The sequence below is a fragment of the Herbaspirillum autotrophicum genome, from assembly GCF_001189915.1.
GTDB classification, from domain to species: Bacteria; Pseudomonadota; Gammaproteobacteria; order Burkholderiales; family Burkholderiaceae_D; genus Herbaspirillum; species Herbaspirillum autotrophicum.
On the sequence record NZ_LFLS01000027.1, the window covers coordinates 1 to 23360 of the forward strand.

18 protein-coding genes are annotated in these 23360 nt (G+C 59.3%); 7 read left to right on the forward strand and 11 right to left on the reverse strand.

The window, feature by feature from the left end; translation table 11 throughout:
• Positions 1-273: hypothetical protein (locus tag AKL27_RS28485; protein ID WP_232311033.1), on the forward strand; the 273-nt coding region annotated here is incomplete at its 5' end.
• A gap of 202 nt (positions 274-475) precedes the next feature.
• The gene (locus AKL27_RS19020; RefSeq protein ID WP_050464440.1) at positions 476-727 is read left to right on the forward strand and encodes a hypothetical protein; all 252 of its coding nucleotides are present in this window, start codon (positions 476-478) and stop codon (positions 725-727) included.
• 140 nt (positions 728-867) lie between these two features.
• Here the strand turns inward: AKL27_RS19020 and AKL27_RS19025 are convergent, their stop codons facing one another.
• Positions 868-1806, reverse strand: a complete 939-nt coding sequence (locus AKL27_RS19025; RefSeq protein WP_050464441.1) for a helix-turn-helix transcriptional regulator — start codon at positions 1804-1806, stop codon at positions 868-870.
• Between the two features lie 95 nt (positions 1807-1901).
• Between AKL27_RS19025 and AKL27_RS19030 the strand changes: the two genes are divergently transcribed.
• Complete coding sequence (locus AKL27_RS19030; protein WP_050464442.1) at positions 1902-2648, forward strand: SDR family oxidoreductase; 747 nt, start codon at positions 1902-1904, stop codon at positions 2646-2648.
• Between the two features lie 153 nt (positions 2649-2801).
• Here the strand turns inward: AKL27_RS19030 and AKL27_RS19035 are convergent, their stop codons facing one another.
• The 5 genes from AKL27_RS19035 to AKL27_RS19055 form a co-directional block, all read right to left on the reverse strand.
• Entirely contained in the window at positions 2802-3287 is a 486-nt protein-coding gene (locus tag AKL27_RS19035) for a hypothetical protein (RefSeq protein ID WP_157057011.1), read from the reverse strand.
• A 478-nt stretch (positions 3288-3765) separates the two neighbouring features.
• Positions 3766-5838, reverse strand: a complete 2073-nt coding sequence (locus AKL27_RS19040) for a CocE/NonD family hydrolase (RefSeq protein WP_050464444.1) — start codon at positions 5836-5838, stop codon at positions 3766-3768.
• Between the two features lie 407 nt (positions 5839-6245).
• Complete coding sequence (locus AKL27_RS19045; protein WP_050464445.1) at positions 6246-6797, reverse strand: GNAT family N-acetyltransferase; 552 nt, start codon at positions 6795-6797, stop codon at positions 6246-6248.
• Positions 6798-6947: 150 nt separating this feature from the next.
• Positions 6948-8312: a hypothetical protein gene (locus AKL27_RS19050; protein ID WP_198156018.1), complete on the reverse strand. Its 1365-nt coding sequence runs from the start codon at positions 8310-8312 to the stop codon at positions 6948-6950.
• 470 nt (positions 8313-8782) lie between these two features.
• Complete coding sequence (locus AKL27_RS19055; protein ID WP_050464446.1) at positions 8783-9226, reverse strand: hypothetical protein; 444 nt, start codon at positions 9224-9226, stop codon at positions 8783-8785.
• Positions 9227-9692: 466 nt separating this feature from the next.
• Between AKL27_RS19055 and AKL27_RS19060 the strand changes: the two genes are divergently transcribed.
• Entirely contained in the window at positions 9693-14870 is a 5178-nt protein-coding gene (locus AKL27_RS19060) for a putative Ig domain-containing protein (protein ID WP_050464447.1), read from the forward strand.
• Positions 14871-14916: 46 nt separating this feature from the next.
• On the opposite strand, the gene pcaCD is transcribed toward AKL27_RS19060, so the two are convergent.
• From pcaCD to pcaH, 4 genes are all read right to left on the reverse strand, one after another.
• On the reverse strand, positions 14917-16179 hold the full coding sequence (pcaCD, locus tag AKL27_RS19065) for a bifunctional 4-carboxymuconolactone decarboxylase/3-oxoadipate enol-lactonase PcaCD (protein WP_050464448.1): 1263 nt from the start codon (positions 16177-16179) through the stop codon (positions 14917-14919).
• A gap of 26 nt (positions 16180-16205) precedes the next feature.
• Complete coding sequence (pcaB, locus tag AKL27_RS19070; protein ID WP_050464449.1) at positions 16206-17594, reverse strand: 3-carboxy-cis,cis-muconate cycloisomerase; 1389 nt, start codon at positions 17592-17594, stop codon at positions 16206-16208.
• A gap of 86 nt (positions 17595-17680) precedes the next feature.
• Positions 17681-18199 carry a peptidase associated/transthyretin-like domain-containing protein gene (locus AKL27_RS19075; protein ID WP_050464450.1) on the reverse strand — a complete coding sequence of 173 codons (519 nt, stop codon included), beginning with the start codon at positions 18197-18199 and terminating at the stop codon, positions 17681-17683.
• Positions 18200-18224: 25 nt separating this feature from the next.
• The gene (gene pcaH / locus AKL27_RS19080) at positions 18225-18917 is read right to left on the reverse strand and encodes a protocatechuate 3,4-dioxygenase subunit beta (RefSeq protein WP_050464451.1); all 693 of its coding nucleotides are present in this window, start codon (positions 18915-18917) and stop codon (positions 18225-18227) included.
• A 180-nt stretch (positions 18918-19097) separates the two neighbouring features.
• Here pcaH and AKL27_RS19085 point away from each other — a divergent pair, with 180 nt between their 5' ends.
• Together AKL27_RS19085 and AKL27_RS19090 are read left to right on the forward strand one after the other, a co-directional pair.
• Complete coding sequence (locus AKL27_RS19085; RefSeq protein ID WP_050464500.1) at positions 19098-19922, forward strand: IclR family transcriptional regulator domain-containing protein; 825 nt, start codon at positions 19098-19100, stop codon at positions 19920-19922.
• 96 nt (positions 19923-20018) lie between these two features.
• Positions 20019-21044 carry a MerR family transcriptional regulator gene (locus tag AKL27_RS19090; protein ID WP_050464452.1) on the forward strand — a complete coding sequence of 342 codons (1026 nt, stop codon included), beginning with the start codon at positions 20019-20021 and terminating at the stop codon, positions 21042-21044.
• A gap of 9 nt (positions 21045-21053) precedes the next feature.
• Here AKL27_RS19090 and AKL27_RS19095 read toward each other — a convergent pair whose 3' ends face one another.
• Positions 21054-21995 carry a helix-turn-helix domain-containing protein gene (locus AKL27_RS19095; RefSeq protein ID WP_050464453.1) on the reverse strand — a complete coding sequence of 314 codons (942 nt, stop codon included), beginning with the start codon at positions 21993-21995 and terminating at the stop codon, positions 21054-21056.
• A gap of 120 nt (positions 21996-22115) precedes the next feature.
• Here AKL27_RS19095 and AKL27_RS19100 point away from each other — a divergent pair, with 120 nt between their 5' ends.
• The gene (locus tag AKL27_RS19100; protein ID WP_050464454.1) at positions 22116-23282 is read left to right on the forward strand and encodes a 4-hydroxybenzoate 3-monooxygenase; all 1167 of its coding nucleotides are present in this window, start codon (positions 22116-22118) and stop codon (positions 23280-23282) included.
• The last annotated feature ends 78 nt before the right edge of the window (positions 23283-23360 follow it).

Consider the following 23360-nt stretch of genomic DNA (forward strand, 5'->3'; position numbering starts at 1 on the left):
GTCATTGTCATTGTCATTGTCATGCTCCTTTGCTTGCAGTCTGATGGCAGCTTATGTCGTCGGGCAAAGGAATGTATTGATGCATCGCAAACCTGCGCCATTTGTTGCGGCACGGTTCTCAAGGAGGATGGATTCACCGGGGGCGCGATGGGGAGTGCCTGGGGCAACAAGCATGTTGTTCCGCGACTGATTGGAGCGCTAAACAGCCGGCGTCATTCCTGGTTGCTGCAACGCAACGTCTTCCAGGCCTGGAGGGGTTCGCGGCGAGTCTGAGGCCGGGTCTGGTACCTCAAGCTCATCAGGAAAAAGGTCGAATGAGTCAGTAAGGACATTATGTCCTAGGGCTTTATGTCCAATGTCGGTCGCGGTTTGTTTAGCCTAGAATAGGGCGACTTCAAGGGCGATATCATGCAGCGGTTTGAGGTAGTGCTCCTCACGATAGATAGTGTCAAGTAATAGTCTGGAAATACGCAAAATGATGGAATTGGACTGGGTCCCGATAGTCTTCGTTACCTTCAAGGTGCTCGTGCTCGCTACGGGCATGTACTTCGCCATCAGGTGGCATTACGATCAAGGGAAGAAGGATAAGGATAAAAAGAAGGAAAAGCGCGCGGTGCTGCGCGCGGGCGGCAAGGTGGCCGCAATCTTCGTGCTGTCGCTCCTGGCCCTGGGGCTGCTCACCTTCGTCCTGGCCAGGACGCTCGGTTTGGACTTGACCTTTCCATGATGGCAAAGAATAGCGGGCCGATCTCCGGTGATGCGGCAGCTATTTTCCGATGCGGCATCGCTGCGGGACTGTTAATCGGCAAGCCATCAGGCATTGCATTGATGTGTTTCATGGCCGACAGCGGACACCCGTACAGTAACTCATGCACTGGCAAACACGTTCGCATCGGACGAGTTATCCACGGTATGCCACGATTTGGCATATTGACCGGGCGGCATGCCGGTATGACGCGTGAACGCGACAGTGAATGTGCTTGATGAGCTGTAACCCACACGCGCCGCTACCTCTGTAATTGCCTCGTTCCGTTCAAGAAGATTTCTTGCCATTGCCATCCGCCACGACAACAGGTAGTCCATCGGTGTGACACCCACGGCTTTGCTGAATCGTTCAAAAAAGGCCGAGCGGGAAAGTGCGGATGCTTTCGCCAACAGAGCAACGGTCCATGACGCTTGCGGGTTTTCATGGATGCAGCGGATTGCGTTCGCCAGCCGGATATCGGCAAGTCCGCGCAACAGCCCGGGCGAGGTCACCGCATTGTTTGAGGAGCGCAGCGCTTCAATCAACAAGACTTCCAGCAAGCGCGCGAGAACCTCTTCCCGCGCCGGGCGCTGCGCGCGTGATTCATCAATCACGAGTTGCACCAGCGCTGACAAACGGACGTCTCCCCGAATATGGACGAGCTTCGGGAGCAGCGTCAACAGTAATGCGGAGTCGGGCGAAGTCAATCGGCAAAAGCCGACCAGTGTTCTCACGTCGGCATCTGCTGATATCGATCCATTGCGGTGTTCGCCGTTTTCCAGGAGCGCGGGTTCGGACTGCCATTCATCCTCGGCAGGAGCGTCAAAGCTGGTTGCCAAAAATGTCGACATTGACGGAATCAGCACGAAATCGCCAGCTTCGACGATGAGTTCAGCCTCATTGATCGTATATCGCAGTTTTCCTTCCAACACCACGCAGCAACACAATCGCGTGCCGATGAGTTCACCGCGCACGCCCCAGCGTCCGGCGCCGGTCACAATCTTTGAGAACGTCATTTTCGGTTGCAGCAGCGCCACGACAGAAGCCAATGGATCAATCATTCTGGACTCTCGCAAACAAATTCGGGACTTTTGATTGTAGATGGTTTGGCTGGCAAGGGCTATCGTTACGGCTTACTGATGATGAAAGGATTTACATGAAAACCATTTTAATCACTGGCTGCTCTTCCGGATTTGGTCTGGAAATTGCCAGATATTTTTTGGAGCGCAAGTGGAACGTAGTCGCCACCATGCGTACACCGAATCAGGACGTTTTGCCAAAGTCTGAATATTTGCGGCTGTTGAAACTGGACGTGACTGATGCTGACAGCATACGTCGCGCAGTCGAAGAAGCGGGGCCGGTGGATGTTCTGGTGAATAACGCCGGCGTCGGCATGCTCGGGCCGTTCGAAAGTACCTCGATGGAAGCCGTACGCGAGGTATTCGAAACCAATACGTTCGGTACGATGGCCATGACGCAAGCATTTTTGCCGCAGTTTCGGGCACGCAGAGCGGGCGTTGTCGTCAATGTGGCATCTTCCGTGACCCTGAAGGCCTTGCCGCTGCTTCCTGTCTATACAGCCAGCAAGGCAGCCATCGTCGCATTCACCGAATCGCTGGCGCTCGAACTGGCTGAATTCAACATCCGGGCCGGCGTCGTATTGCCGGGAATGGCGCCGGAGACTGCGTTTGCATCCAATGCCGGCGCACGCGTCAGCCAGACATTTCCTGCAGATTACGCGGCCACGATGAATGCGGTGATGTCCGGGTTTCAGAATTACACCGGTGCAGTGACGCATTCGATTGATGTTGCCGAGGCGGTCTGGCAAGTTGTGCAAGACGGTTCGACTGCATTCCGCGTTCCGGCCGGCGCAGATGCGATCGAGTGGTTCAATAAGATCTAGTCGTCGGACAGGTCGGGCAGAACGCTGAGGGTGGGATCAGGCCGTGTATGGCAGGGGAGTGGCATTGGCCCGATCGGCTTTTTAAGAGAACGTGTATTACGCGACAGATTTCAGCTGCATGTCCGTTACTGGACGATTGTGGACTTTCGGAAACTAAACGCGTGCAATAATTTCTTTTATCTCACATCCTAATATTTGGCTCAGTCTTGTCAGACCTTTTTCCTCAATTCTAATGACATTTGGATTCATCACTTCCAAGACGAATTTAGCGAAGGCGACTGGCCACACATAGGCAAGCTTATTAAGGGATACACTTTTTTCGCAGCATTGAGTACGAACAATTAGGTTGGAAAATTTCCTTTTATACGCTTCCGACATTGCGTCATTCCACCAAGCCTCCATATCCGATTTGCACATCGGACAGCGAACTCCGTCCCAATTCTCACCAGCGTCAATGAATGCAACGTCCGAATGTTCAGTAGCAATAATCGATTCCGCTAGCGGAAATAGCGACGCCAACATTTCTTTTGCAGCTAATATGGCCTCGCCATTTGGAACGAACAGAGGGTCAGTTGGTACAAAACACAGAAAATTATCTGACATACGGGAAATAAGGTGGTTGACGGAATAATCCAGCATTTGTTCGCGTAGATCTCCTTGATCGCACCAGCTTTTGCCGACTTGCAGAAGTGGCTCGCACCCTTCATATCTTCCGGCGAGCATCCATCGACCACGTTTCGCTACGACTCCCAGTGCGTCCGTGCATCTGCCAAGGAGAGGAAGGTGAGTTCAAAGAAGGGGCCAATGTTAGCACCCCCCAACCTGTCCATCATGCAACGACCTTCATATTTTCCTTGGTAACTTTTTTTGATCATTAAGTCCGGTTCTGGCCGACTGCGGACGAATTAAAAAGTCATAGATATTGCTCGTGGCCAACACAAATAAGGCGCAAGGCTAATCTTATCCGCTTCACTAAGAGGTTCGGTCAATGGAGCTGCTATTGCACGGACTTGCGGCCAAGGAGCTTGAGCGGCAATATCTGAAGCAAATATCATCAGCTTTTCAACGTTATCCATCGGCGGACGTTCAAGAAGAGGAGATCCTTCCTTACCCTCCCTTACTGATACACCCGTGGAATGTGGTCAGTCCACGTCTTTTCCCTGACCAAGCTGCCATTTTGCCGCAAGGTCTTGGTGAAAGTGATGTGAAAATAGGAGGCATCCGACTCGATCAGCGCCCGGGTCGAGAGATCTATTTCCTTGTCCGCGATGGTGAACACATTTCTGCGCTCGCCCTGGTAGCGGGCGTTGGCCGGCTTGGCGTCATTGACTTCCCATCGGTATGATTCGCCGGACTTGTATTGGTTGTCACGAATGGTCCAGGTCACGTCGCTGGCGGTCGAGAAGGTCGAATCACCGGTTTGTTCATTGCGAACGCGCCTGAAAACCGGCCCGTTCCTTCCCAGCTCTTTGCCAAAGGGCGCGGCGTCATTCGATTCGACCGCGGCCAGGCGGCAGGCGTACTTGGTTTCGTTCTGCACGGGTACGGCCGGCAACTCGATCCATGTGTCGCCGCCCAATAAAAGACTGGTAGTGCCTGCCGTGGGGCTGGGCCAGATCATCGGAAATTGCGCATTGGCGACGGCCAGGCGGATGCGATGACCCGGTTTGAAGCGCCAGGTGGTGAAGTGAATCGAGGTGGCCAGCGTAGCCGGTGTGCCGTGTATCAATGCTTCAGGCGCAAGCCGTGAAACACGCTGCGAAGGATTGATGATCGCACCGCTGACCAGGGACACCTTGCCATCCGGCGCAACGTCTTCCAGACGCACCGTCCACTGATAAAACGACGCATCTGCGGCCACGCGCAAGCGCACTTGCGGCATGCCCATGATTTCCATGGCTTCGGTCAACGGGGCTGAATCGTAGACCAGGCTATGGGCATCGTCCGCTGCCATGTCGCCCGTTTGTTCGCCCCACCAACCGCCCGCGCCCATGCCGGCACCAGCGCGGTAGAGCAGGGTTTGGGTCGTCTCCTGCGCTGAAGGCGTATTGCCCAGTTGCTGCGCGGTTTGCGGATAAAGGCGTTGGCCGGTACTGCTGTTCCATGGCCATTGCTGGTCGCAACGCCAATAACCGGGGACGGTCTCCAGATCGGTGGCAGGCGGGTGCCCGGTACGCATGAATGCCGTCCAGCGGGGTTCCTCCAAAATACCGTTGTCTTTGCCTTTGAGCCAGTAATCCCACCAGCGCACCGCCTTTTGCCGCCACTCGTAGTTGGGGCCGGGCACGCCGTATTCAGGCCAGGCGTGGTTCCATGGTCCCATGTCCGCAATGACCGGCGCCTTGGAGGTTTGGGCCACCTCTGCCACGAAATCGCGGTAGCCGTCGAGCAAGCCACCGATCAGATAGGCTGGAACTTCCAGCGGCGCTTTGAATTTGACCGACTCCTTGCGCCAGAAATTGCCATCCTGTTGCTGACGCAGCCACGTGAATATCCAGGGTTCCCGGTCGAAGCGATTTCGGAAATAATTTTCGTCAATGCGGTAGTCCGGACTTTGCGGCATCGAATTGTCGGTATCGATTTGATGTGCGTAGGAATCGATATGCAACGCGCCGTCAATGTAATGAACGTCGTTGTAAAAAAGATCAGCCGACCCATGCGCGGCAATAATGGCCTTGAGCGCAGGCGGTTTCCTGTGAGCGGTCATCAGGGAATTGAAGGCGCTCCACGAAATGCCATACATGCCCACATTGCCATTCGACCAGTTCTTTTTGGAGAGCTGTGCGATCAATTCCTCGGCATCGGTAATCTCCGCTTCGGAATACTCGCTGACAGGAATACTGCCTTCGCTGCCTCCTGTACCGCGCACATCCACCCGGGCAACGACATAGCCACGCTTGGCAAAATAGGCGCCATATCCATAATCACCCAGCGCGAAAAAATCATCCTTGCGATAGGGCACCATTTCCATAATGACCGGGAAAGTTTCGCCGGCCGTTTTGGCTGCGGGGCGATAGTAGGTCACGGCCAAACGCACGCCATCTTTCATTTCCAGCGTGTCGTGCTCCAGGGAAAACGCATAATGCGTGGTGTCTGCTGGCAGCGTAGTAACGCCAGAGCAGCCGCATAAACCGCATATCAGGAACAAGCAGATTGCCTGTTGTCTCAAGGTGCTTGCACTCCATCGCATTTTTTTCTCCATGGTGATTTGTGCTGTTTGCAGTGCCTCGGCGTCAGCGTGTACGAACGAAAGCCTTTGATTATGGCAAGGATCACAGCTCCGGACAAGTCAGCGGGCACCGGGCTTGCGCATGCGCCTCCGTATCAGGCAAGGCCGCGAACGCAATGGTGGTGGTTGATATTCCATGCCGCCAGATTGCGCGCGTTCTTGGAACGTGTTCACGCGCTGTCGCTTTTGAAGCAAAAATATCGTAATGAGAAAGAGATACGCCAGCAACATCAGCGTGGTTCAAGAAGAGCTGGTCGTCGGGCAGAACGCCGAGGGGAGATCCGGCGGGGGGAGTTGGCCCGATCCGTTTTTTTGAGAGCGTGTATTGCGCGACAGATTCGGCAGCATGTCCGTTACCGGCGGCGGCTTCAACCGGTGAAGGCAACCTGCCAAGGCAGAATGGAAAAAACAGATGCAGACACGGCAACGCCATGCAGTTGTAAACGATTCTGAGCCACACATTCAAATTGCGCGCCGGATTTGTGGGCGACACCTGCGCTGGGGATATTGCCACTGGCGATCACGATTTCGACGCGCTGCATGCCAAGAGTGTTGAATGCACAGCGGGCCAATGCCCTGACACTGCGCAACGCCACACCCCGCCTTTGGGCAGACTGGCGCACCCAATATCCAAGATTGCAAAAGAGATGTTCATGGTTGATGGCATTCAAGCCTGCGCCGCCCAGGAATTCACCGGTCGCTGCCGGGAAAGCGCCGAACTCGTGGGCGGAACCAGCCGCAAAAGCAACCCGGCAAAGCTGGAACCAGTCAAGGGCATCTTGCCTGGAAAAAGCGGGATTGCACCAGGACATCCATTGACCTGCGGAGTCCACCGATTCACGTGCCGCGGCAGCGAAATTTTCTGCGTCGCTGTCGTCAAACGCGCGAAACACAAGTCCTTCATACAGGAATGGTTGCATTGAGATTGCTGATTCAAAGTGATATTCAGATTATTTTACAAGCGCGGCCGTTGCGGGCGGCGGTGACAGATATCACCGCTTTCCGCCATCACCACCGGCCGCAGGCAACCGGCCATTGAGCCGGATGCCTGCGGCATGTTGCGTGGCAGCTTAAAACTTGGTCGAAATGCCCAGGCCCCATTTGCGTTCGTCGTCGCCCGTGTCCGGCAACAGGCCGTTGGAATATTCCAGGCTCAGTCCCACGTTCTGGTTGAAGTTGTAGGTCAGCGCGCCTCTCCAGTAATGGATGCTCTGCGAGCCTTGCAACGCCTTGAGGCCGGTATAGGTAGTGGTGAAATCAAAAGGCAGTCTGGGATTGGTCGATGCCAGCGTGAAGCCTGCCTGTACCCCGAGGCGGATGAAGTTTTGGTGTTCATCGTACACCGTGGCGTCGCCGCGATTGACATACATACCGTTGCGACTCTGGGCGATCAGGATCGGCTTGAATGCCAGGCCGTTGTCCCAGCGGATGAAATCGTTGAGGAGGCCCGGTCGCACCATGGTGTAGGTGAAGTTGAGGGTGAACAGCCGGCTGCCGTCGGTGCTGTTGATGAGGTAGTCCGGCCGCGCGGTCAGGTCTTCGGTATTGGCCGAATCGGGATGTGCAAAGTGGAATGCCGACAGCATACCGACCTGACCGCTGCGGGAGGTTTCCACCGAGGTGCCGTTGCCGGTGTAAGTGGTCTCACGGTTTTGTTTGAAGCCGACATAAGGCACCGCTTCGTAGGTACTGCCGTTGCTGTCCATCGGGCGTTTGTCGAAGGAGTAGCCGGTGTAGACCACGATGTCGTTGGTGCGCGATTGCGCCACGTCATCGTTGGACAATGTCAGATGGGCGCGGTCGACCGATGCATAGGCGGCCTTGTTGCTGCGATCGACGGATAACTGGTCGGGATTGCCGCGTATGCGCACCGGATCGAGCCAGTCCGGCTGAGGTTTTTCCGGTGTGGCGGCCGGGGCCGGCGCGCTGGTGCCGGCCGCTGCGACTGCCGCCACCGGCGCAGTGGTCATGCTGGCTGCCGCTGCGGCATGCGGCAAGCTGAGCCGGGCCTGGGGCTGCGCACACACCAGATTGCTGCGGTTATCGGCGTCGAAGAAGGTGGCGGCGACGGCACCGCTGACCGGTTTGAATTGGGCATCCTTGCCATCGAGCAGGCTTTGCAGGTCTGCCGCGATGTGGCCGGCGTTGCAACTGTCGCCCTGGCACGTGCCGCCGGCGGTTGTTGCGACGGCATGTTTCTTGATCAGCCATGCAGCCAGTGCCCGGAATGATGACAGCGGCGCCGGCTGGTCGCCTACCGACAAATAGGCGGTGCTCACCGGATAGGTGGCAAGCAGGCGGGCCGCCAGTTGTTCCTTGTCCACCTTCAGATCGGCGGTGCATAACGCGGCGGCATCGGCAGCCTGCGTCAGAGGCGCGGCACCGGCCGCGGACAAGAGCAGGAGCGCAGCAAGCGAATGGTTTCGGCTTCGCATTGATATCCTTTTTGTTGAAAAATGCGTTGGTCGGAAATAAAGGGCATCGACGCCTGGAGACAGCGCCGCCATGGCTCGTCAAAAGGTGGTATGGACGCACCACGCGGGGAAATGTTCAACGCCAGTGGCAAATTTATATCCGCAGCGAGGGCTGCCCGTGCCACGTTGCGCAGCATCATCACGGCATCAATGCGGGACCGGCAACACGGTGCGGTGCGGGGGGCTGGTGTATGGACGAACAATGGCTGCAATTTATTCGGTACAGGTATCGGTTTGATTTGATATCGCCGGTTGGTGGCTGCGCGGCATGCCGGCGGTGAACTCCCGCGTGCAATACTTGCTGTCGGTATCAGGATCAGGATGCTGATCGTCAGAGGGCAGGTGAGCGGGGGATTTCAAGACGCGCTGAAATGACACGCAGAAGGCCTGCGGAAGAATGACGGGCTCTGGCCGATAGCCTCTTCCGTCTCCTAATGCCGGTGCAGAATCGCTTTCAGGAAAAGCTTGAAATCCTTTTCCAGATCCGCGCCAAAATCTTGTCTGGCCACACCGCGAAATTCCAGCGGCTCCAGCAACGGATCGATGGCACCGATGGTGCGAGTGGCGCTGCCCAAAGCATCAAATTTGATGGAGTAGGAATAATCGGGATTCGTCACCAGATCCGGATTGTTTGCATGCCGCCGGAGACGAAAACTCAGGCTCAGGTACGCCGGCTTTTGGTTATCTTCGCTCAATTCACCGGCCCACCAATCGGCGGCCTGCAATTCGACCCGCAATGCGGCAACCGTCTTCTTTACCGTGTCAACGGCTCTGGATGTGATCATGTCAAAATCCTCCAGCGCTTGCCAGGCGTCATCCTCTGCTGCTTGTTTCTCCAGCGCTATCTCGCGTATCGCCTCATCAAGTATGCCCATGGTTCGTTTTTCCCTTTATCGAAGAGGGAATGGTAGCTGACAAGCACCGCATATTCCCGAAAATTTATTGGCCGGGGCGAACGCGGCGCTGCCGGCAGGTGCCGTTCAACGGCGGCGAACGGCAGTTTGAAGCGACTGATCTTGTCCATCGGACAAGAAAATATCGCCGCGATGCACCATTTCCCCCGGCGGCGACTGACAACACCGGCGACGGTGTCAGCGGTTGCCTGTAGCGTGTTTGTGCTACAGACAACCGCGGCACAAACTCATATACTCGCGTGACTTCAAAAAGCGGGCATGGTCACCGGCAATGATCAATCGGGCTGCATGCCGCCGGCAGTCGGCAACGTCACTCGCAATATCAACAACGGCGGCTGGATCGGGTAACGCAACAGAAACAGCCGTGCGCTGAATAAAAATCGGATATCTGCTCCAGAACAAATTGCACGTCATCCAGGGGGAATGCATGTTTCAACTCAACCATCAGGGCGACACGCGCCGGTTTTGCCGATTGCAGCCGACGTCCTCGTGGCGGCGTGCAGGCGATATCGCTGCGGGTTCTTTCCGCGCTGTCCGTGCCGTGCGCACCGTATTGCCGGCGCTCGTTGCAATGACCGCCGCACTGATGGTGATGCTGTTGTCTGCCTGGTTCAGTGCGGCCTGGGCCGGGGTTTCTCCTTGCGGCACCATCAATGCCAGCGTCGCCGCAGGGCAGCAGGTGCAGATCGTGTTCAATATCGGCGGCTGTTCGAGATTCGGCTGGGACGGCATTCTTGTCTATCCCGCCAACGGCATTATCGTTGCGGCGAATCCGTCAGAGGGCGACACCAACACCTACATCATCTATTCCAACAGCGGCAACGGTCAGCTCACGGATACCTTTACTGCCAAGGACGAGAGCAATAATGAGATGACCTTCAACATCACGATTGCCGCACCGACGTCGCCGCTGACGATCTCGCCGACGGCATCCGCTAATCCGACCGTCGCCCAAAATTTTTCGCAGCAAATGACCACCACCGGCGGCACCGCGCCGTATACCTATGCGCTGGTTGCCGGCTCATTGCCGAACGCCGTGACGATGAATGCCGCCGGTACTTTTTCGGGGATACCGATTACGCGTGGCACTTACAATTTCACGGTGCAGGTCACTGACGCGTCGGTGCCGCCGAACATACTCACCAAGCAGTATCAGTTGACGGTCGGGGCGGCGACGCTGACCACCACGCCGGCATCGCTTCCCAACGGCATGGTCAATACCTCGTACTCGCAGCAACTGAGTACCAGCGGCGGCATCGCGCCATACAGCTATGTGGTGGACAACGGCGCCAGCTTGCCGACCGGGCTGTCGCTGAGCAACACCGGCCTGATTACCGGCACGCCGACAACCGCCGGCACCAAATCCTTTACCATCATCGTGACCGACAGCACCGGCGTTATGGCGACAGTCAATCAGGCGGCTTACAGCATGATCGTCGACCCGCCGCCGCCGCCACCGGTGGCTGGCGCGGTCAGCCTGAGCATACCGTACAACAGCAGCCTGAACCCGGTGACGCTGTCGCTCAGTGGCGGTACCGCCACTTCGGTGGCAGTTGCCGGGGCACCATCGCACGGCACCACCAGCGTCAGCGGTACCACCATCAAGTACACGCCGACTGCCGGTTATAACGGCCCGGATGCGTTTACCTACACCGCCACCAATGCCGGTGGCACCTCGGCGCCGGCATCGGTGAATCTCACGGTTACTACGCCCGTGATCACCGTCTCGCCCGCCGGCACGGCGCTCAATGCGACGGGAGAGCAGCAGTACACTCAGGTATTCAGCGCCAGTGGCGGTACTGGTCCCTACACCTTTGCCCAGACCGGTGTCTTGCCTGTCGGCCTGAGTTTCAACAGCGCTACCAGAACCTTGTCGGGAACGCCGCTCCAGGGCGGAACCTATTCCGTCAAGATCACCGCGACAGATAGTTCCACCGGCACGGCGGTGCCAGGCGCTCGCGATTACACACTGACGGTGACGAACCCCGTAATCCGCGTGTCGATTCCCGCGGCCACGCTGCAACGCGGTATGCCTGCTTCTCTGCAAGCGAGCGCCAGCGGTGGCGTGGGCCCTTACATGTATGCGGTCACCAGTGGTTCACTGCCGACCGGCTTGATCCTGGCCGCTGACGGCAGCATCACCGGTACGCCGACCGTAGCCGGCGCCTATTTCTTCGGAATCACCGCTGTGGACAGCAACGGTTTCACCGGCGTCCAGAACTTCGCCAGCAACGTCGGTGCCGGTGCGCCGGTGGCGAATCCGGTCGCCACTACGGTCGCTTACAGCACCGGTGCCGGCAGCGCCACGATTGCTGCATCTCTCGGTGGTGGCACGGCGACTTCGCTGACGGTCGGTACCGGTCCGTCGCACGGTACGGTCAGCGCGCTCAGTGCAGCGTTGTTCAGCTATACGCCGACGGCCGGTTATGCCGGGCCGGACGCGTTTACCTATACCGCCACCAATGCCGTCGGCACCTCTGGTTCCGCGACCGTGTCGATTACCGTGTCGCCGCCGGTGCTGACCATGGCTCCGCCCTCTGCGTTGTCGGCCACTGCCGGCATTGCGTACTCGCAGATCTTTACCGCCGGTGGCAGCGCCACAGCGTTCACCTACAGCATGAGCAACGGCAGCTTGCCGCTCGGGTTGAGTTTCAATGCCGGCACCGTATCGGGTACGCCAACGCAAGCCGGCACGTTCAATTTCACGATCCGGGCCGTCGACAGTTCTACCGGGGCCGGTGCGCCGTTCAATGTCTCGGTCAACTACACACTGACCGTCAGCCCGCCGTCGCTGGGTCTCTCGCCATCCGTGCTGACCACGCCCCAGGTCGGTATCAGTTTCTCGCAGCAGCTCTCGACCGCCGGCGGCACCGCACCCTACACCTATACCGCGAACGGTACGTTGCCACCCGGCCTGGGTCTGTCCACCAGCGGGCTCATCAGTGGCACGCCAACTACCGCCGGCGCGTACACGTTTTCGGTGACGTCAACCGATGCCGGCAGCTTCAGCACGACAAACAGCTACAACGGCACGGTCGGTGCCGGCAAACCGGTGACCGCCAACAGTGCCTCCACGGTTGGCTACAGCAGCAGTGGCAACGGCATCAGTGCCTCGCTCAGCGGCGGTACGCCAACCACACTGACCATTACGACGGCGGCGCTGCATGGCGCGGTGGCGACAGCCGGCATCAACGGTTTTACCTATACGCCGACGGCAGGCTACAGTGGCACCGATACTTTCAGCTACACAGCGACCAATGCCATTGGCACCTCGAACCCGGCGACCATCATCGTCACCATCAGCGCCCCGACCCTGGTTATCACACCGTCGACCACATGGAGCGCAGTGCAGGGCGCAAATTACAGCCAGACACTGACCTGGAGCGGGGGCAATGCGCCGTATACCGCGATCACCGTGACGGGTCTGCCGAGCGGCCTGACATACACCACGAGCACCACCAGTGCGACCATCTCCGGTACGCCAACGCAGAACGGCAGTTTCTCCGTGACGGCATCGGCCACCGACAGCAGCACGCCGACGCCGTTCATCAAAACGCAAACATTCACGCTCACGGCAGGGCAGGCGATTCCGGTCGTGGTCGCTGACAGCGTCAGTACCAATGCCAACCAGGCGGTGACGGTGCCGGTGACCAGCAATGACAGCGGCGCCATCACCAGCATCGTCGTGATCACTGCGCCGGCACACGGCACGGCAGTGGTCAGCGGCCTGAACGTGCTCTACACGCCGGCCGCCAATTATTTCGGCAGTGACAGTTTCACTTACGCCGCAACCGGTCCCGGCGGCACCTCGGCTCCTGCCACCGTCAGCGTCACTGTCGCCGCTCTGGCAGTACCGACCTCGGCGCCGCAAAGTGCCAGCGTCGCGCCGGGCCAGTCGGTGACACTGCACGTCGGCGCTGCTGCGGCCAACGGCCCGATCACTGCGGTGACCTTGTTCAGCGCACCGGCCTCGGGCAGTGTCGCAGTCAATGGCACTGACATTGTCTACACCGCCGTCAACGGTTTCAGCGGCAACGTGCAATTTACATATGCGGTGTCGAACGTATTTGGCCCGTCAGCCGCCATCACGGCCACGGTCCGCGTCGGCATAGTGCCGGTGGCGCTCAACCAGAGTGTGTCCGGCGCGGCCGGCGCTGCGGTGGCGGTCGATCTGATGGCCGGCGCCAGCGGCGGACCGTTCACCGCTGCGACCCTCGGCGTGCTCAACCCTGCGGCTGCCGGCACCGTCGCCATTGTCAATGCCGGCAGTCCTTCTTACCGGTTGAACTTCACGCCGGCAGCAGCGTTTTCCGGTGTGGCGACGGTGACCTACACGCTGAGCAATGCGTCGGGGCAATCGATGGCGGCGACTGTCACCATCACTATCGGCGCCCGCATCAATGCGACCAATGATGTTCAGGTCAAAGGCATCGTGGCGGCCCACGCCCAGAGTGCCAGCCGTTTCGCGACCGCGCAGTTGGGCAACTTCAGTCGCCGCCTTGAGAGCTTGCACGGATCCGGCTGGGCTCAGTCCAGTTTTGGTCTGGGATTTTCACAGCCGGCCACGCCTGTCAAACCGCTGCTGGCGCAATGGAGCGACGACGAAGTGGATCGCGTGGCCGGTTCACCGTTGCAGGCAGGCATGCGCAAAGTGGGCTGGCCGCTGTTGAGCCAGGCCGGGAAAACCGGTACCAGAGCGTCGGCAAGCAATAGCCAGGACCTGGCCGCGTTGCCGGAATTGCCGGCCAAGTCAGAACAGGAAAAACAAGAGTTGTCGCTATGGATCGCCGGCACGGTCGACTTTGGTCAACGCAATGCCAATGGCCAGCAGGAAGGTTTCCGCTTCACCACCAACGGCGTCAGCATGGGTGCCGATTATCGCCTCAGCGATCAGCTCACGATCGGCGTCGGCACCGGCTATAGCCGGGATCGCAGCGACATCGGCGACAGCGGCAGCAAGAGCATCGGGCAGAGTATGGTAGCAGCGGTCTACGGCAGTGTGCGACCGACACCGGACATCTTCATCGACGGCATGCTCGGCTACGGTGCATTGAACTTCGACTCGACCCGCTACATCACCGGCGACGGCAGTTTCGCTACCGGCCAGCGCCACGGCCAGCAAGTGTTCGTGGCACTGGCGGGCGGTTACGAATTCCGTGGCGAAAGCTGGATGTGGTCGCCCTATGGCAAGCTCGATCTGGCATCCACCACGCTGGGTCAATATACCGAAGCTGCCGCCGGCAACAATGCGCTGACGTACTTCAAGCAACAAGTGCGGACCACCAGCGGCACCTTCGGCCTGCGTACCGAGGGCCAGTATCTGAGCCGTTCCGGCATGTGGACGCCGCGTGCGCGGGTGGAGTACCGCCGGCAATTTTCCGGGGCCGGCGAAGCAGGAATCTCGTATGCCGATCTGGCGTCGAAGAAAAAGGCCTATGTGATCCGCTCGGACGACAGCTTCACCGGCAACTGGACCGCCGGCCTCGGCATGCGCTTGCTGATGTCGGGCGGCATGTCGCTGATCGTCGATTACAGCAGCAACCTCAACGTCGGTCAGGGACGCTATTCATCGATCCTGTTCGGGGTCAATGTGCCATTGCGTTAACGGGCACATCGCTGGCCGTTGCCGATGGTGCAGCGGCCAGCGCAGATCACAAGGTCTGCATGAAGGCCTTGACGCAATCGGCAAATGCGCGCGGCTGTTCAATCGCGCTCAGGTGCGAGGCGTCGGCCAGCACTTCCAGGCGGGCACCGGGAATGGTATCGGCTAGCAATTGCGCCATCGCAACCGGCGTGCCCTGGTCGAGGGCACCGGCGATCACCAGTGTGGTGGCCTTGATGGCGCCGATTCTGGCCGTGGTGTCGACGTTGCCGACCGCATGGCAGCAACCCATGTAGCCGTCGGCGTCGGTGCTGGTCAGGCGCTCGCGGAAGCGGCCCACGGTCGCGGCTTTCTCGCTGCGGAACTGGTCGTTGAAGTAGCGTCCCATGACGGCATCGGCCACTGCTTCGATGCCGTCTTCGCGCACCGTGGCAATGCGTTGACGCCAGGCTTCGCGTGCGGCTTCGGGATAGGCTGAAGTCGAGTTGGCAATCACCAGGGCATTGATCAGTGACGGATGGCGGATCGCCAGTTCCTGACCAACCATGCCGCCCATCGACAAGCCGATCCACAGCACCGGGCCGGTATCCAGTTCGCGCAGCAGTCGCGCAGCATCGTCGGCCAGATCGGCGATCTCATACAAGCCGGCGGGGGCATCTGAACTGCCATGTCCGCGCTGGTCGTAAGTGACCACGCGGCAATCGGCGGCCAGTTCATTGGCCAGGCTGTCCCACATCGTCAGATCGCAACCGAGCGCATGGCTCAGCACAATCGTGTGACGCGGGATTTTGCCATTGCGCGGGGCGCGCACGCTGTAATGCAGGGCGGGCTTGCCGCTGCTGCGGTATTCGCGGCCAATGCCGGGATGGCTGGTCAGTGTCGGCGCCAGCGGCGTCACGGTATAGCCGATCTGTTCCCCGACTTCGCGCAGGATTTGTTGCGCATGCGTGAAGGCGGTATTGCCGGCCGGGACGCCGGCATAGATCGCGGACTGGATCAGCACTTCTTTCATTTCATCCGGCGTCAGGCGCGTTTCGGCATCACCGAGCAAACCGGCGCGCACATGCAATTCGAATTCTTCCCAGCGCCCCAGCGCAATCGTGATCGCCAGCACGATGATGCGGCGGGTCTTTGGTTCGAGTCCGGGACGGCCCCAGATTTCATTCCAGGCAAAGCGCGTGATCAGATGTTGGAATTCGGCATTGAAGTTGGTGGCGTTGGCCACCGACCGGTCTACCCAGGCGTCGCCCAGCACTGCCCGGCGATTGCGCATGCCGCGTTCGAAGTCATGGTCGAGAGGATCGTAGCTCATGTAAGTACTCGCAAGAAGGTAAGTGGTTACGGTGCAGAGGCCGCGTCGAGTGCGGCAATCTGTTGCTGCAGTTGTTGCAATTGCGTGTGCGCCAGTGCTTGCGCCGGTGCGGTGGCGGCCACTGCATCAAACAGGCGGCGCAGTTGTGTCATGTCGATGGCGGTATGCAAGGCCGCATCGGCTTCCACCGCCGCGCCCAGCACATCGGCCAGTTGCCGGCCGCTGGCCACGGTTTGCTGTGTCAGTTGTTCCAGCAGGGCATGGGCGCGCGGGCGGCCGATGCTGGCTGCCAGATAAATCGAGGCGGCTTCGGCAAACACCAGACCTTGCAAGCTGTCGATATTGCGCTGCATGCGCACGCTGTCGATATGCAAACCGGCAAAGGCTTCGTTGAGTGCGCTCAGTGCACCGTGGGCACTCAAGAACAAGGCAGGCCATTCTGCCAGCTCGGCTTGCCAGTTGCCGAGGCCGCGCTCATGTTGCTGGCCCATGCTGGCGAGCAGGGCCGCAGCCTGATGCGGCGTGCGGGTGGCGGCGGCCAGCGCGATCATGGCCGATACCGGATTGCGTTTGTGCGGCATGGCTGATGAGCCGCCACGGCCATTGCCGGAAGGTTCCGCCAGTTCGGCGATTTCACCTTGCGCCATCAGGCTGAGGTCGGTTGCCAGTTTGCCGAGACTGCCCACCAGCACGGCAACTTCCATGCCGAGCCGGACCCATTCGTCGCGCTGGGTATGCCAGGCGGCATCGGCGGCCTTGATGTCGAGCTGCTGCGCCATGCGTGCCGCCACTGCCGGGCCGGCGCTGCCCATCACCGCCAGCGTGCCGACGGCGCCACCCAATTGCAATTGCAAGGCGCGCGCGCTGACGGTACGCAACTGACTGCGGGCGCGCACCAGCGGCGCCAGCCAGCCGGTCAGCTTGAAGCCGAAACTGGTGACTTGCGCCGGTTGCATCAAGGTACGTGCCAACACCGGTGTCGCCAGATGGGTCTGCGCCAGTCGCAGCAAATGTGCGCTGAGGCTGCCCAAGTCGCGATCGATCAGGCGCAAGGCATCACGCGTGACCAGCACCATGGCGGTATCGATGACGTCTTGACTGGTGCTGCCCCAATGGACATGCGTGGCTGATTCTTCACTGTAGAGGGCGACCGTTTTGGTCAGTTCCTTGACCAGCGGAATTGCCAGGCTGCCGGCGCGGCGGCCGGCATGAATGATGGCGGGGATATCGTACAACTGCGCATTGCAGACGCTGGCGATGGTGCGCGCGGCGGCTTCCGGGATGATCTGTTCGGCGGCTTGCGCCTGTGCCAGTGCGTCTTCAAAACGAAACATCGCCTGCACCACCGAGGCATCGTCAAATACCGCGATCATGTCAGGCGTACTGAGAAAACTGTCGAATAGGGAAACGCTCACGGTAGTCTCATTAGTCAGGGTAAATAAGAAAGCAAGACGCCTGCGACACCGGTTTCGATGTCACAGGCGCTGGCCGGCTGCTGCGTTCAGACGTAATCGAAGAATACCGTTTCTGTGGCGCCTTGCATCCGGATATCCCATTGATAACTGCCATCGGCCTGCTTGCGGGCGATCAGGGTATCGCGCCGCTCGGCCGGCACCTGCGCCAGTATGGCCGATTGTGCCAGACCCTGGTCATCGTCGAGAAACACGGCCGTGAACTGATGCTTGATCAGGCCGCGCGCGAAGACCGTGACATACATCACCGGCTCGCCGGCGACGCTGGTTTGCGGCAGCGAAACATTGACGCTGAAACCGCCCTGATCGTTGGTCGGTACCCGCCGGAAGCCGGGCAGGGCATGACTGGCTTCCACCGTGTTGGCGGTCGGCAGCCAGGCTTCGATCCAGCCGTCGTTGATCGGTGTGTCGTCGCCGTCGAACAGGATGCCGCTGATGGTGACGGTCGATGCCGTGCTGCTGACGGCGGCGGTGGCATCCACGCCCCAGTGCCATGCTTCATGCGGGAACGGGCCGATGGTTTGCGAGGTGGTAATTTTACTGGTCATATATTTTCCTTTGGCATGGACGGGATCACAGTCCCATCGGCGTGGCATCGCGGCCGCGCAACACGATATCGAATTCGTAGCCGAGCATTTTGTCGTCCACGGTTTCATCCATGCTGAAGCGCGAAATCAGGCGTTGCCGGGCAGCGGCGTCGGGAATGCTCTGGAAGATCGGATCGAAATCGAACAGCGGATCACCCGGGAAATACATTTGCGTCACCAGACGCTGCGCATAGACATTGCCGAACATCGAAAAATGGATGTGCGCCGGACGCCATGCCTTGTGATGGTTACCCCACGGATATGGACCCGGCTTGATGGTGACAAAGCGGTAGCGGCCGTCGGCGTCGGTCAGCATCTTGCCGAAGCCATGGAAATTCGGATCCAGCGGCGCGTCATGCTGGTCGCGTTTGTGCCAGTAGCGGCCGGCCGAATTGCATTGCCATACTTCCAGCAACGAGTTGCGCACCGGTTTGCCATCTTCATCGAGCACGCGGCCGGTGACCACGATTTTTTCGCCGAGCGGCTCGCCGTCGCCTTGTGCCGTCAGATCGGTGTCGTTGGGCAAGATCAGTGCGGGCGAGACCAGCAGGTTTTCATGGGTCGGCGCTTCCGCCTTGATGCGCAACGGCGGCAACGTGGGGCCGCGCTTGACCGTGGATTTGTAGGGAGGGTATATCAGGTCCGGCCAGACACCGGGTTCGATGGCATCGAAGTTCAACGCAAATCTCCTTTATATGAATGGTGCGCAGCGCCACCATGTGTGCGAATAGCATCGTCTTGAGTAACGGTGACCTGATACTAGGCAATGGACTGGCAGCAATCAAGATGGATTCTGCTACCGGCATTCGCCATTCGCCCGATTTGTGCGACAATCGCCCAAATTGACGGATATCTGACCATGCCACCCTCAAATACCAACCGCAGTGATGACAATGCCGCCGCCACGGATGATGTCCTTGCCGTTGCCGCACCGCACAAGCGCGATCTGATTGCCGGCCTCGAAAAAGGCTTGCAAGTGATCGAAGCATTCGACCAGGAACGCTCGCGCCTGACCATCAGCGAGGTAGCGCAACGCACCGGACTGACCCGCGCGGCGGCGCGTCGCTATCTGATTACGCTGGCCCATCTGGGGTATGTGCGGCATGAACAAAAACTGTTTTCCCTGACACCGATGGTGCTGCGTCTGGGGCAGTCGTATCTGCATTCGGCGCGCTTGCCGCGCATCGTGCAACCGCTGTTGTACCGGCTGGCGGCGAGCCTGCAGGAAGCGGTGTCGGCCGGTGTGCTCGATGATGATCAACTGGTGTGCGTGGCCGCAGTCAGCGGCGGCCGGCTGGTATCCACCACCTTGCAGCCGGGCACCCGGGTGCCGGCCTTTTGCACTGCCAATGGCCGCATGTTGCTGGCCAGTTTGCCGCCAGACATGATCGATGCCTTTCTGGCGCGACTGGTACCGGAACCGATCACTGCCCACACCATCGTCAACAAAGAACGGCTGGCGCTGGAAATCGCACGGGCCAGAGCGCAAGGCTATGCCTTGGTGGATCAGGAACTGGAACTCGGTTTGCGCACCATCGCCGTGCCGCTCCGGAATTTCCGTGGCGATACCGTGGCCGCCATGAATGTCAGCGTGCACGCTGCACGGATGCCGCTGGAAGATATCGTGGAGCGCTGCCTGCCGGCGCTGATCAAGATTCAGGTCGAACTGAGCGCCATGTTGTAGTGCCGCCGCTCGCCATGGCCCGCCACAAAAATTCCATTTTCGTATTGACCCTGACCTTGGGTCAGGTCGCACAGTAGCGGCTGAAGGAGAGCAACCATGCTATTGAAAGTCGGCGCATTGGCCCGTCAGACCGGGCTGACCATCAAAACCCTGCATCACTACGATGCGATTGGCTTGCTCATTCCTTCTCACCGGTCCGACGCCGGTTATCGCATGTACGACCGCGATGACCTTATGCGCCTGAATCAGATTCAGGCGCTCAAGCAATTGGGTTTTGCGCTGGCCGATATCGGTGACACGCTGGCTGGCGATGGCATGACGCTCACGGACCTGATTCCGAAACAGTTGGCAGAGCTCGACCGGCAGATCGAGCAAAGCACGCGTCTGAGAACGCAGCTGCTGTTTCTGAAGAACAAGATGGACCAGGGCGACACGCCGGAGATGGCCGATTTGCTGCTTACTCTGGAGTTGATGACCATGTACGAAAAATACTTTACCGCAGAAGAATTGACCTTGTTGGACCACCACCGGCGCAATGCCGTCCCGGATCTGGATGCGCGCTGGGCGACGCTGGTCCGGGCCATGCGCGACCTGATGCAACGCGGCGTCGATCCGGCCCATGCGGACGCCCAGGCGCGGGCATCGGAATGGACCGCGCTGGTGGAAGCAATGGTGGGCAATGATCCGGCGCTCATGACCAAAATGGATGCCATGACCCGCAATGAAACGGCGGCGCAGGCGCAGTCCGGCATTGACCCGGCATTGCTGGATTACGTCATGTCGTGCATGCAGGCGCGACACGCGGCAATCTATGCCAAATACCTGACACCGCAGGAGCTGGCGCACGTGTTGCAGGGCCGGACGCAAACCAAAGCCGCCTGGCCGCCGCTGATTGCCGCCATGCGCAAGCTGGTGGCACAGGGCGCGCAGGTCAGCGATCCGGCCGTGCGCGAACTGGCGGCGCAATGGAAAATCCTGTTTGATGTGACCCATGCCGGCGATGACGGCAGCCTGAAAGCCAAGCTTGCGGCCGCGTATGCACAAGAGCCGGAATTGCTGCGCGGTACCGGACTGGACATGCCGCTGTTGCAATTTGTCGGACGCGCCATGGCCTTGTTGTAACGGGCGTTTTCAGGAGCCGTCTGCGGCGTCTTCCGGCGCCATGTTTTGGCCGCGAAATGCTTTCGGCGTCAGGCCGGTATGGCGTTTGAACAGGCGGCTGAAATAGGCCGGATCCTGAAAACCCAGTTCATAGGCGATGCTGGCGATGCCGGATGGCACATAGGTCAGTTTGCGGCAGGCTTCCAGCATCAGCCGCTGCTGGGTGAGGTCGAAGGCGGAGTCTCCCGACAGTTTCAGGCACAGGCGATTCAGCCGGCTCGGCGTCACCCGCAGGCTGGCGGCATACTGGCTGATCTGCCACTGGTCTTTGTAGTGTTGTTCGACCAGTGTGCGAAAGCGGCTGAATAATTCAAAGTCATGCCGCCCGCTCTGATCGGCCGAGCGGTGGTCGGCATGCAGCCGCACCAGCAACAGCAGGGCGCTGCGCGCCAGCCATTCCAGCATCAGTGTGTGGCCGAACAGGGGCCAGGCCGATTCGGCAATCAGATTGCGCAACAAGGCTTCCAGTCGTTCCCGCACTTCGGGTACGGGTTGCAGATCGATGGCCAGCGGCTGCACGAACAGCGTCGCAAAAATATCGGTCTGGCTGTCGGCGCCGGTGCTGCTTCCGACCGCGAATACCACATTCTGATCCACCGTCAGTACGAAGCCGACCGCTTCTTCCGAAAAGGCAAAACCGTGCACCACCGACGGATGAATCGTGATGGCGACCGGGCCTTCACATTCCCAGACCGCATTGTCGATCTCGGCGCTGACATGACCCGACATTAAAAAAAGTACCTGAAACAGACCGCGATGCGTATGGCTCTGAATGTGCCAGTCATGCAGGCGGCTGCGGGTCTCGATCAGTTCTATATGCACGAACTCGGCGTTGTCTGGCCTTGTGTCCTCGCCGTAGAGCGAGAATTGCGGTACCTGTTCAGCGCGGGCTTTTTTGTTGCTTGCAGCCATGGGCAACAGCTTTCGTCAAAATGATGCGTGTAAAAATAGTACAAGTTATTGCGGCTTTCATCCATTCTTTCCAGCGCCATCCGCCGCTACGATGCAGGCATACCAATAAGGAGACATGCCATGCATACCCAAGTAGCCATCATCGGCGCCGGTCCGGCCGGACTGTTGTTATCTCATCTGTTGCATCTGCAAGGCATCGAATCGGTGGTGCTGGAAAGCCGCAGCCGCGCCGACATCGAAGCCACCATTCGCGCCGGTGTGCTGGAGCAGGGCAGCATGGATATCCTCAACGAATCCGGCGTGGGCGAGCGCATGCGCAGCGAAGGTGCGCTGCACCACGGCTTCGAGCTGTCGTTCGGCGGCCGCCGTCATCGCATTGATCTGACGGCACTGACCGGCAAGGCCATCACGGTGTATGCCCAGCATGAAGTGATCAAGGACCTGGTCGCCGCCAGACTGGCGGCCCAAGGTACGCTGCTGTTCGAGGTCAGCGAAGTGCAATTGCACAACATCGACAGCGAAGCGCCGGCAGTCAGTTATCAGCATGCCGGGCAAGCGCAACATTTGCAGGCCGACTTCGTGATCGGTTGCGACGGTTTTCACGGCGTGTCGCGGCCATCGATGCCGGAACACCTGCGGCAGGATTTTCAGCGGATTTACCCGTTCGGCTGGTTTGGCATTCTGGTGGAATCGGCGCCGTCGTCCGAGGAGCTGATCTACGCGCAGCATGAACGCGGCTTTGCGCTGGTCAGCACGCGCTCGCCGAGTGTGCAGCGGCTGTACTTTCAATGCGATCCGAAAGATGACGTCAATAACTGGTCGGATGATCGCATCTGGGCGGAATTGCATCAGCGGCTTGAAAACAATGATGGCTGGCAACTGAAAGAAGGCAGGATTTTCCAGAAGAACATTATCGGCATGCGCAGCTTCGTGACGACCACCATGCAGCACGGCCGGTTGTTCCTGGCCGGCGACGCGGCGCACATCGTGCCGCCGACCGGTGCCAAGGGCATGAACCTGGCGGTTGGCGATGTGCGCATCTTGTCGCAGGCGCTCAATGATTTTTACCGGCATGGACGTCACGATCAATTGGCGGCCTATACCGAAAACGCACTCAAGCGGGTCTGGCGCGCCGAATATTTCTCGTGGTGGATGACCAGCCTGTTGCATACCTTTGCCGACGCTTCGTCATTCCAGCAACAGATGCAGCGCGCCGAGCTGGAGTTCGTGGTCAACTCCAAAGCCATGGCGACCGCACTCGCAGAAAATTACGTCGGCGCATTTTAATCAACTGTCATTGCCAGTGTCAGTCGCTGCTGTTCGGTGGCTGACATCGGCAACACCGCTGCCGCTTCAGGCGGGTGC

Coding starts and splice junctions, on each gene's coding strand:
- AKL27_RS19045 (WP_050464445.1), bottom strand. CDS start 6,797: ATGCAACCATTCCTGTATGAAGGACTTGTGTTTCGCGCGTTTGACGAC.
- AKL27_RS19085 (WP_050464500.1), top strand. CDS start 19,098: ATGCCACCCTCAAATACCAACCGCAGTGATGACAATGCCGCCGCCACG.
- AKL27_RS19075 (WP_050464450.1), bottom strand. CDS start 18,199: ATGACCAGTAAAATTACCACCTCGCAAACCATCGGCCCGTTCCCGCAT.
- AKL27_RS19090 (WP_050464452.1), top strand. CDS start 20,019: ATGCTATTGAAAGTCGGCGCATTGGCCCGTCAGACCGGGCTGACCATC.
- pcaCD (WP_050464448.1), bottom strand. CDS start 16,179: ATGAGCTACGATCCTCTCGACCATGACTTCGAACGCGGCATGCGCAAT.
- AKL27_RS19060 (WP_050464447.1), top strand. CDS start 9,693: ATGTTTCAACTCAACCATCAGGGCGACACGCGCCGGTTTTGCCGATTG.
- AKL27_RS19040 (WP_050464444.1), bottom strand. CDS start 5,838: ATGCGATGGAGTGCAAGCACCTTGAGACAACAGGCAATCTGCTTGTTC.
- AKL27_RS19100 (WP_050464454.1), top strand. CDS start 22,116: ATGCATACCCAAGTAGCCATCATCGGCGCCGGTCCGGCCGGACTGTTG.
- AKL27_RS19055 (WP_050464446.1), bottom strand. CDS start 9,226: ATGGGCATACTTGATGAGGCGATACGCGAGATAGCGCTGGAGAAACAA.
- AKL27_RS19025 (WP_050464441.1), bottom strand. CDS start 1,806: ATGATTGATCCATTGGCTTCTGTCGTGGCGCTGCTGCAACCGAAAATG.
- AKL27_RS19030 (WP_050464442.1), top strand. CDS start 1,902: ATGAAAACCATTTTAATCACTGGCTGCTCTTCCGGATTTGGTCTGGAA.
- AKL27_RS19050 (WP_198156018.1), bottom strand. CDS start 8,312: ATGCGAAGCCGAAACCATTCGCTTGCTGCGCTCCTGCTCTTGTCCGCG.
- AKL27_RS19020 (WP_050464440.1), top strand. CDS start 476: ATGATGGAATTGGACTGGGTCCCGATAGTCTTCGTTACCTTCAAGGTG.
- AKL27_RS19035 (WP_157057011.1), bottom strand. CDS start 3,287: ATGCTGGATTATTCCGTCAACCACCTTATTTCCCGTATGTCAGATAAT.
- AKL27_RS19095 (WP_050464453.1), bottom strand. CDS start 21,995: ATGGCTGCAAGCAACAAAAAAGCCCGCGCTGAACAGGTACCGCAATTC.